We start from the raw sequence: 8,643 nt of genomic DNA on the forward strand, positions 1-8,643 counted from the left end.
AGCGTTAGTCGTTGTCGGTTCCGGGATCACGAGGGCGGGCATCCACGAAGACACCGCTCCCGACGCTCGTCAGGACCGAACCAGTGTGCCGATCTTCTCACCGGCGACCGCGCGGGCGATATTGCCCTTGGTCAGAAGATTGAACACCAGTATCGGCATCTGGTTGTCCATACAGAGACTGAAGGCGGTGGCGTCGGCCACCTTGAGCCCACGTTCGATGACCTCCTTGTGGGTGATCTCGGAGTACATCGTGGCCGCCGGATCCTGCCGGGGGTCGGCGTTGAACACACCGTCGACCGCCTTGGCCATCAGCACGACCTCCGCGCCGATCTCCAGCGCACGCTGCGCGGCGGTGGTGTCGGTGGAGAAGTACGGCATGCCCATACCCGCACCGAAGATCACCACGCGGCCCTTCTCCAGGTGCCGCTTGGCGCGCAGCGGGATGTAGGGCTCGGCGACCTGCCCCATGGTGATCGCCGTCTGCACTCGGGTGTCGACCCCTTGCTTCTGCAGAAAGTCTTGCAGCGCAAGGCTGTTCATCACGGTGCCGAGCATGCCCATGTAATCCGAGCGCGCCCGCTCCATCCCGCGGTCCTCGAGCTCCGCGCCGCGGAAGAAGTTGCCGCCGCCGATCACCACCGCCACCTGAACGCCGGTCGCGACCACCTCCGCGATCTGCTCGGCAACGGTCTGCACGACATCCGGGTCGAGCCCGACGTTGCCTCCGCCGAACATCTCTCCTCCCAATTTGAGGAGTACTCGGCGATAGCCCTTACGAGCCGGTTCCGGGTCCGACATCTGTCTCCTTCTCCTCGGCGGAACGCCATGCACACGCGAAAAGACCATCCGGTGTCGCAACGAGCACGGGATGGTGACAAAAGCTGCGTCCATCCTGCCCTATGCCGGGCCGCGATGGTCAGCCGACCCTGATTCGACGCACGGAGGGCTCCCCGCGCAGTGCACGGGGAGCCCTCCGTAGTCGATCCGGCCCGGTCAGGCCTGGCCGACCTCGAAGCGAGCGAAACGGGTCACGGTGACTCCGGCCGCGTCCAACTGCGCCTTCACGGTCTTCTTGTTGTCGGTGACCGACGGCTGCTCCAGCAGGACGACGTCCTTGTAGAAGCCGTTCACGCGGCCCTCGACGATCTTCGGCAGGGCGGCCTCCGGCTTGCCCTCCTCCTTGGCGGTCGCCTCGGCGATCTCGCGCTCCTTGGCCACCAGATCCGCGGGGACGTCCTCGCGGGTCAGGTACTTGGCCTTCAGAGCCGCGATCTGCATACCGGCGGCACGAGCGGCCTCGGCGGCGCCCTCGCCCTCACCCTGGTACTCGACCAGCACACCGACGGCCGGCGGCAGGTCGGTGGCGCGCTTGTGCAGGTAGGTCGCGACCGGGCCCTCGAAGGACACGACGCGACGCAGCTCGAGCTTCTCGCCGATCTTGGCGGCGAGCTCCTGCACGACCTGGTCGACGGTCTTGCCGCCGAGCTCGACGGCCTTGAGCGACTCCAGATCGGCCGGACGCGCCTTCGCGGCGGCCTCGACGACCTGGGCGGCCAGCGTCTGGAACTCGGCGTTCTTGGCGACGAAGTCGGTCTCGGAGTTGATCTCGACCATGACGCCGTCCTGGGCGGCGACCAGGCCCTCGGCGGTGGCGCGCTCGGCGCGCTTACCGACGTCCTTGGCACCCTTGATGCGCAGCACCTCGACGGCCTTGTCGAAGTCGCCGTCGGTCTCTTCCAGGGCCTTCTTGCAGTCCATCATGCCGGAGCCGGTGAGCTCGCGGAGCCGCTTCACGTCAGCGGCGGTGTAGTTCGCCATCCTGGCGAGCCTCCTTAACGGGGAGTAGGTATCAGGTCGAAGCACCACCATGCCGACCGCTTCCGAACAGGAAGGGCCGGCACGGTGAACAAATCCGTCATGGCGGCGGGGCTGCCGCCATCGGACGCTGGGTCAGCTCTCGGCGGCAGCCGGGGTCGGCTCTGCGGCCGGGGCCTCGGCAGCGGCCTCGTCGGTGGACGGGGTCGCCTGAGCCAGCAGCTCCTGCTCCCACTCGGCGAGCGGCTCACCGGCGCCGGCCTCGGGCTTCACATCGCCGCTGGCGCGCGCGGCGCGAGCCTGCACACCCTCGGCGACGGCGGAGGCGACGACCTTGGTCAGCAGCGCGGCCGAACGGATCGCGTCGTCGTTGCCCGGGATCGGGTAATCGACCAGGTCGGGGTCGCAGTTGGTGTCCAGGATCGCGATGACCGGGATGTTCAGCTTGCGAGCCTCGCCGACGGCGATGTGCTCCTTGTTGGTGTCGACGACCCAGATGGCCGAGGGAACCTTGGCCATGTCCCGGATACCGCCGAGGGTGCGCTCCAGCTTGTTCTTCTCACGCGTGAGCATGAGGATTTCCTTCTTGGTGCGACCCTCGAAACCGCCGGTCTGCTCCATCGACTCCAGCTCCTTCAGGCGCTGCAGCCGCTTGTGGACGGTCGAGAAGTTGGTGAGCATGCCACCGAGCCAGCGCTGGTTCACATACGGCATGCCGACGCGGGTGGCCTCGGCGGCGATGGACTCCTGCGCCTGCTTCTTGGTGCCGACGAACAGCACGGTGCCGCCGTGCGCGACGGTCTCCTTGACGAACTCGTACGCCTTGTCGATGTACGTCAGCGTCTGCTGCAGGTCGATGATGTAGATGCCGTTGCGGTCGGTGAAGATGAACCGCTTCATCTTCGGGTTCCACCGGCGGGTCTGATGCCCGAAGTGCGCGCCGCTGTCGAGCAGCTGCTTCATAGTTACGACAGCCATGGCTGCGTATCTCTCTTTCGTTGCTGGTTGTCGCAGGGGTCGGCGACCTCTGCCCTGGCGTCCACGGCCGCCGGAACCCCGTTTCTGGGGACCAGCCGACGGCTTGTGCGCTGGACGCGCGAAGTCGGTCCCGGAATGAGCGGACCGCCGGACCAGTCTACGAGCCCGCGAGCGGATCTCCTAAACGGGGTGCTGGGGGGCTCGAACAGCGGATGCCGCGAGCGGTGAATCGGAAATGGTGTGCATTCACACCGTCGAAGTTGTCCACACTCGCCGAAGGCGGGCTTTCGCGACACGATCGCCGCCCGCACCGTGGACCCATGCGCCGGATATTCGCGATTCTGCTGGGCTGGCTGGTGGTGCCGATGCTGCTGCCCATGCCCCGGGCAGAGGCCGGGCCCGCAGCGTTCGACTGGCCGCTGCACCCGCGGCCGCCGGTGCTGCGGCGGTTCGACCGGCCGGTGCACGATTGGCTGCCCGGACATCGCGGAGTCGACCTCGGCGGCGTCACCGGGCAGCCCGTACTCGCCGCCGGGGACGGGGTCGTCGTCTTCGCGGGTGAGGTGGCCGGAAAACCGGTGGTGTCGGTGAATCACGAAGGCGGGTTGCGGACCTCCTACGAACCGGTGCGCGCATCGGTTGCGGTGGGGCGCAAAGTGTTTCGCGGCGAGGCACTCGGCACGCTGGAGGCCGGGCATCCGGGGTGCGCTGCGGCCTGCCTGCACTGGGGGCTGCGGCGTGGGCGCGAGTATCTCGATCCGCTCGGGCTGATCCGCCTCGCGCCGCTACGACTCAAACCGGTGCTGCCGCAGCAGGGGCAGCCGCCGTGATCCCGCCGGTGCGTTACCGCGGCGCGCCGGTCGGCTGCGCGCCCTCGCGCTCGGCCAGCTCGCGCTTCCACTGCCGGAAGGTCTCCTCGGTGCGGCCGCGGCGCCAGTACCCCGAGATCGAGGCGTGATCGGCGGGGACGCCCCGCTCCTTGCGGATGTAGGGGCGCAACTCGTGCATGACGACCTGGGCCTCACCGTGGATGAACACGTGTACCCGCCCGTCGCGCCACGGTTCGGCGAGCACGGCCTCGGCGAGTGCGACGCCGGGCTCGCGGTCGCCACGGTGCAACCAGTCCAGGTTCACGCCCGCGGGCCGCGGGAAGTCCAATTCGTCTGCGGGACCGCTGATCTCGACGAACACCCGGCCCACCGCACTTTCCGGCAACGCGGCACACGCCGCCGAGATGGCCGGCAGCGCCGATTCGTCACCGGCGAGCAGATGCCAGTCGGCGTCGAGCCTGGGCGCGTAGGCGCCGCCGGGCCCCGACAGCTCGAGCTCGTCGCCCGGCTGCGCCGCGGCGGCCCACGGACCCGCCACACCCTCGGCGCCGTGGTAGACGAAATCGATGGCGATCTGCTCGAGTTCGGGATCGATCGAGCGGACCGTATAGGTACGAGTGGTGGGGCCGTCGGGTCCCGGGATCTGCAGTTTGACGTAGGCGTCGGTGAAACCGTTGGGCGTGAAGGCCGCGAATCCGGGGCCACCCAGATGGACCCGGATCAGATGATCGGTCAGGCGTTCGGTGCGCCGGACAACGAAGGACAACGGTGTACGAGCCACAAGGCACCTCCAAGTAATTAGGATTACCTAAGGAACATTAGCATGAAGTATCGCCGATAGCTCGCGATATGTCATTGAATGGTATTCAGTCGGGCGGGCACGTCATCGGCCAGGATGGGGAGATGGCCGATGAACCCGATACCCCGCCCTTCACCTATCCCGAAACCGGTGCCACGGACAGGGAATTCCCGGCCGGCTATCACCATTTCCGGCTCCGGCGGCAGATCGGCACCGGCCGTGCTCTCTTCGAGTCGGCAGCCCAGGAGGTGCTCACCTATCGCATGCAACGCGGTGTCGGCATCTTCGGCTCCGCGAGCACGCCGTCCGCGGCGCACGGCACGGCGCTCACGGTCCGCCTGGGCATCGGTCCCCTGGCCATCACCGCCCCCTGCCGCGTTGTCTACGTCCTGGACGAGCCGAATCGCCGCGGCTTCGCCTACGGCACCCTGCCGGGTCACCCCGAGATCGGCGAGGAACTGTTCGCCGTCGAATACGACCCCGCCGACGACTCGGTGCACGGCCTGATCGCCGCCTTCTCCCGCCCCGGCACCTGGTACACCCGCCTCGGGGGCCCGGTGACCCGCCTACTGCAGAGCTACATCGCCGGAAAATACATCGACGCCATCCGCCCGGCCTGAGCTGCACTCGAACCGACGAGAGATTCGGATGCCGGACTCGACGAGTTCGCGTCGCCGACGCTCAGCCGAGCAGAAATGCTTCGAGAACCGCAGCCTCCGCACGCAGCGCCGCCACCCGATCCGCGCGACCCCGCGCATCGAATTCACCTGCGGCCGCATGGCGTTCGTCGACCTCGGCACGCACGATGCGTTCGATATCGGACTCGGTGAGTTCGCGGCGGGGGACCTCGGCGGAGCCAGGGCCCAGGGCACTGGCCTCGACGGGGCCGGCCGATAGATCGTCGATGGTGACGGCCTCGGCATTGTCGATCGCAGCCAGCGCCGAGCGCAGGGCCGCCGTCGCACAGCGGTCGCGCCGTTTCATGGCGTCGGGCAGGGCTGCGCGCAGACGTTCACGCAGGGGAGGTACCTGGGCGATCGGGTCTGTCGACATGCGTGCGACGGTACGTGCCGGACAGCAGTCGGGTCGAACCGATTTCGCTTCGGGACGACGGGGTCAGGCTCGGGGATGGGCCTGGTCGTGGACCTTTCGCAGGCGTTCGACGGAGACGTGGGTGTAGAGCTGGGTGGTGGCCATACTGGCGTGGCCGAGGAGTTCCTGGACGATGCGCAGGTCCGCGCCGCCCTCGAGCAAGTGGGTCGCGGCGGTGTGCCGCAGGCCGTGCGGGCCCAGGTCGGGCGCGCCGGGTATGGCCGAAACAACCTCGTGCACAACCGTTCTGGCCTGCCGTTGGTCGAGGCGGCGACCGCGGCGGCCCAGCAGCAGGGCGCGACCGGACTCGGTGTTGGCGAAGGCCGGGCGGCCCGAACGCAGCCAGCTCTCGAGTGCTTCGTCGGCGGGCACACCGAACGGGACCGCACGCTCCTTGTTGCCCTTGCCGAGTACCCGGACCAGGCGGCGTTCCCGATCGATATCGTCGATGTCGAGGCCGCACAGCTCGCTCACCCGGATACCCGTCGCATAGAGCAGCTCGACGATCAATCTGTCCCGCAGTGCCATCGGATCATGTTGTGCGGCACCGGATTGCGCGGCATCCATCACATCGGCAGCCTGCTCTCGACCCAGCACCGCGGGCAGGACCCGATGCGCCCGCGCCGATCCCAGCCGCGGTCCCGGATCGATCGACAGCCGCCCGGTGTGGGTGAGCCAGCCGGTGAAGGTGCGCGCCGCCGACGCGCGCCGCGCCATCGTGGTACGTGCCACCCCTGCCCCCGACTGCTCGGACAACCAGGACCGCAGCAGCGGCAGATCGATCTCCCCGACCCCGGAATCGGCCGCCCGAGAACACAAATGCATCAGCAGCGACCGCGCATCGCCCACATACGCCCGCACCGTATGCGCGGACCGGTTGCGCCCGAGCCGCAGATGCCGCCCGTACTCCAGCAGCAACGCTTCCAGATCCTCGGGCAGTGCATCCATACCCACCACACTCACCGACCCCAGCCCACCTGACAAGTCACCGCACCGCACCCTCGCGGATCCGCGCCCCAGGGCACCACCCGACAGGTGCGCACATCCCTAACGACCGCCCGGCGCGACTCTGAACCAACCGGATTCGTCGCAGCCGACCAGTCCCGCGAGGTCCAAGGCAGCGAGTGCGGCGCGGACGGACGGGAGTGGGAGTCCGGATTCGCCGGACAGTTCGAGCGGGATTCGGGCGCCGGTTCTGGGGATCGCGGCGTAGACGAGGGCCTCGTCGCCGTCGAGGGATCGTTCGGGGGTGGGGGCGTCGGCGGGTAGCGACAGTTGCAGGGGGCCCGCCTCGTCGATGATCTCCTCGGCACGGCCGACCAGCACGGCCTCGCCCTCGCGGATCATGCGGTGGCAACCCACCGAGGAGGCGGAGGTGACCGGTCCGGGGACCGCCAGGGCCGGACGGCCCAGTCGGCGAGCCCATTTCACGGTATTGCGGGCGCCACTGCGCAATCCGGCCTCCACGACCAGCACACCGTCGGCCAATGCCGCGATGATCCGGTTCCGCGCCAGGAAGTGATGCTTGTGCGCGGTGGTGCCGGGCGGATATTCGCTCACGACCAGTCCGGTCTCGGCGATCTCGGCGAGCAGGCGCGCGTGCGAGGCCGGATACGGCCGGTCCACACCGCAGGCCAGGACCGCGATCGTCGGCGCACCGGCGGCCAACGCCGCGCGATGTGCGGCGCCATCGATCCCGAAGGCGGCTCCGGAGACGATCGTCCAGCCGCGAGGCGCGAGATCGCCGACGATTTCGGCGGTGACCCGCTCGCCGTAACCGGTACTGCATCGCGCACCCACCACGGCCAGCGCCTGTTCGCTGGCGGTCAGCAACGATCGCGGCCCCCGCACCCACAACACCAGCGGGACCGCCGCGCCCGGATCACGTGCCGAGTCGAGCTGGCCGAGCCCCAGCATCCGCCAAGCGGGCCACTCCGGATCGTCCGGCGTCACCACACGCCCACCCGATCCGAGAATGCTCTCCAGATCCCTTTCGGCACAATCGATCCCGCGACGCTGTTCGGTCGGCCCACGCAGCGAATCGGGCAGGTCGCACTCCCGCACCGCCCGCGCCGCCTCGACGACACCCACCCGCTCGATCAACGCGGACAGCGCCGCGCACGGCCCCTGCACCACTCGCGACAGATACACCCACGCCAACCGCCGCTCATCGGCCTCGTCCCCGGCGAAGCCCACTGAGGCACCGACATTCTCGTGTCCGCGCGACCTCATTTCCCCGCACACCGCCACCGTCCTTGTGCCGTCACGAGCGGGCACCGTCGACTCCCCACCCACCACCACCGCTGCACTGTCACAAGCGGGCAGCGTCAACTCTTCATCCACGACCACCCCTGCACCGTCGCAAGCACGCAACGCCAACTCTTCACCCGTGACCACCCCTGCACCGTCACGAGCACGCAACGCCAACTCCTCACGCACCACCACTCCCGCACCGTCACGAGCACCCAACCCCAACTCCTCACGCACCACTGGCCCGGCACTGTCGCATTCGCTGGGCGTCGGGTCCTCGTGCAGCCACTGCCCTGTGCTCATGCCGCACCCCGCTGCCGGAAGTTCAGCGCCTGCATCACGTCCTGAGTGCCGGGTATCTCGCCGCCGCGCAGGTCGCAGATGGTCCAGGCGACTCTGATCGCTCGGTCGGCGCCGCGGGCGGACATCCGGCCCTGCCGGAGTGCGTTCTCCACCGGGACGAGCGCCTCGCCCGGCAGCCGGAAACGTTGGCGCAGAGTATGTCCGGGGACCTCGGCATTGGTGGTCCAGCCGTACTCCTGCCAACGCTCGGCAGCCGCCTTGCGCGCCGCTTCGACCCGGCCGCGCACCTCCGCACTGCTCTCGGCCTCCGAGGAGGCGAACGCACCCGAAGCCTGCCCGTGCATCTGCACCCAGATATCGATGCGATCCATCAGCGGCCCGGACAACTTCCCGAGATAACGCCGCCGCGCCAGCGGTGCGCAGATGCAGTCGACATCCCGCGCGGGCGCACACGGACAGGGATTGGCCGCCAGCACCAGTTGGAAACGCGCCGGATAGCGGGCCACGCCGTCGCGTCTGGCGATGCGGATCTCCCCCTCCTCCAACGGAGTTCGCAACGCCTCGAGCACCTTCGTA

At 68.7% G+C, this 8,643-nt stretch carries 10 protein-coding genes; 2 read left to right on the top strand and 8 right to left on the bottom strand.

The window, feature by feature from the left end; all coding sequences use genetic code 11:
- Positions 1 to 69: 69 nt before the first annotated feature.
- The 3 genes from pyrH to rpsB form a co-directional block, all read right to left on the bottom strand.
- On the bottom strand, positions 70 to 798 hold the full coding sequence (pyrH, locus tag ON40_RS23550) for a UMP kinase (protein ID WP_040826158.1): 729 nt from the start codon (positions 796 to 798) through the stop codon (positions 70 to 72).
- 195 nt (positions 799 to 993) lie between these two features.
- Positions 994 to 1,818 (bottom strand): translation elongation factor Ts, encoded by an 825-nt coding sequence (gene tsf / locus ON40_RS23555; RefSeq protein ID WP_040826159.1) that lies wholly within the window; start codon positions 1,816 to 1,818, stop codon positions 994 to 996.
- A 132-nt stretch (positions 1,819 to 1,950) separates the two neighbouring features.
- The gene (gene rpsB / locus ON40_RS23560; RefSeq protein ID WP_040826160.1) at positions 1,951 to 2,793 is read right to left on the bottom strand and encodes a 30S ribosomal protein S2; all 843 of its coding nucleotides are present in this window, start codon (positions 2,791 to 2,793) and stop codon (positions 1,951 to 1,953) included.
- Between the two features lie 320 nt (positions 2,794 to 3,113).
- On the opposite strand from rpsB, the gene ON40_RS23565 reads away from it, so the two are divergent.
- Entirely contained in the window at positions 3,114 to 3,623 is a 510-nt protein-coding gene (locus ON40_RS23565; protein WP_040826161.1) for a M23 family metallopeptidase, read from the top strand.
- A 13-nt stretch (positions 3,624 to 3,636) separates the two neighbouring features.
- On the opposite strand, the gene ON40_RS23570 is transcribed toward ON40_RS23565, so the two are convergent.
- Positions 3,637 to 4,404, bottom strand: coding sequence for a siderophore-interacting protein (locus ON40_RS23570; protein ID WP_040826162.1), 768 nt, complete (start codon positions 4,402 to 4,404; stop codon positions 3,637 to 3,639).
- A 122-nt stretch (positions 4,405 to 4,526) separates the two neighbouring features.
- On the opposite strand from ON40_RS23570, the gene ON40_RS23575 reads away from it, so the two are divergent.
- The gene (locus ON40_RS23575; protein ID WP_040826164.1) at positions 4,527 to 5,042 is read left to right on the top strand and encodes a DUF1990 domain-containing protein; all 516 of its coding nucleotides are present in this window, start codon (positions 4,527 to 4,529) and stop codon (positions 5,040 to 5,042) included.
- Positions 5,043 to 5,103: 61 nt separating this feature from the next.
- Here the strand turns inward: ON40_RS23575 and ON40_RS23580 are convergent, their stop codons facing one another.
- From ON40_RS23580 to ON40_RS23595, 4 genes are all read right to left on the bottom strand, one after another.
- A complete protein-coding gene (locus ON40_RS23580; RefSeq protein WP_040826166.1) occupies positions 5,104 to 5,475 on the bottom strand; it encodes a GatB/YqeY domain-containing protein in 372 nt (123 codons plus the stop codon).
- 63 nt (positions 5,476 to 5,538) lie between these two features.
- Positions 5,539 to 6,462, bottom strand: coding sequence for a tyrosine recombinase XerC (locus ON40_RS23585; RefSeq protein WP_040826168.1), 924 nt, complete (start codon positions 6,460 to 6,462; stop codon positions 5,539 to 5,541).
- Between the two features lie 99 nt (positions 6,463 to 6,561).
- Positions 6,562 to 7,746: a DNA-processing protein DprA gene (dprA, locus tag ON40_RS23590; RefSeq protein WP_083895866.1), complete on the bottom strand. Its 1,185-nt coding sequence runs from the start codon at positions 7,744 to 7,746 to the stop codon at positions 6,562 to 6,564.
- A gap of 317 nt (positions 7,747 to 8,063) precedes the next feature.
- Positions 8,064 to 8,643: ATP-binding protein (locus ON40_RS23595; RefSeq protein ID WP_040826213.1), on the bottom strand; the 580-nt coding region annotated here is incomplete at its 5' end.

The organism is Nocardia jiangxiensis NBRC 101359, assembly GCF_000308615.1.
GTDB lineage: Bacteria > Actinomycetota > Actinomycetes > Mycobacteriales > Mycobacteriaceae > Nocardia > Nocardia jiangxiensis.

Excerpts from the sequence above, each read along its gene's own strand:
- pyrH (WP_040826158.1), bottom strand. The coding sequence starts at position 798 with ATGTCGGACCCGGAACCGGCTCGTAAGGGCTATCGCCGAGTACTCCTC.
- ON40_RS23585 (WP_040826168.1), bottom strand. The coding sequence starts at position 6,462 with ATGGATGCACTGCCCGAGGATCTGGAAGCGTTGCTGCTGGAGTACGGG.
- dprA (WP_083895866.1), bottom strand. The coding sequence starts at position 7,746 with ATGAGGTCGCGCGGACACGAGAATGTCGGTGCCTCAGTGGGCTTCGCC.
- ON40_RS23565 (WP_040826161.1), top strand. The coding sequence starts at position 3,114 with ATGCGCCGGATATTCGCGATTCTGCTGGGCTGGCTGGTGGTGCCGATG.
- tsf (WP_040826159.1), bottom strand. The coding sequence starts at position 1,818 with ATGGCGAACTACACCGCCGCTGACGTGAAGCGGCTCCGCGAGCTCACC.
- ON40_RS23580 (WP_040826166.1), bottom strand. The coding sequence starts at position 5,475 with ATGTCGACAGACCCGATCGCCCAGGTACCTCCCCTGCGTGAACGTCTG.
- ON40_RS23575 (WP_040826164.1), top strand. The coding sequence starts at position 4,527 with ATGGCCGATGAACCCGATACCCCGCCCTTCACCTATCCCGAAACCGGT.
- rpsB (WP_040826160.1), bottom strand. The coding sequence starts at position 2,793 with ATGGCTGTCGTAACTATGAAGCAGCTGCTCGACAGCGGCGCGCACTTC.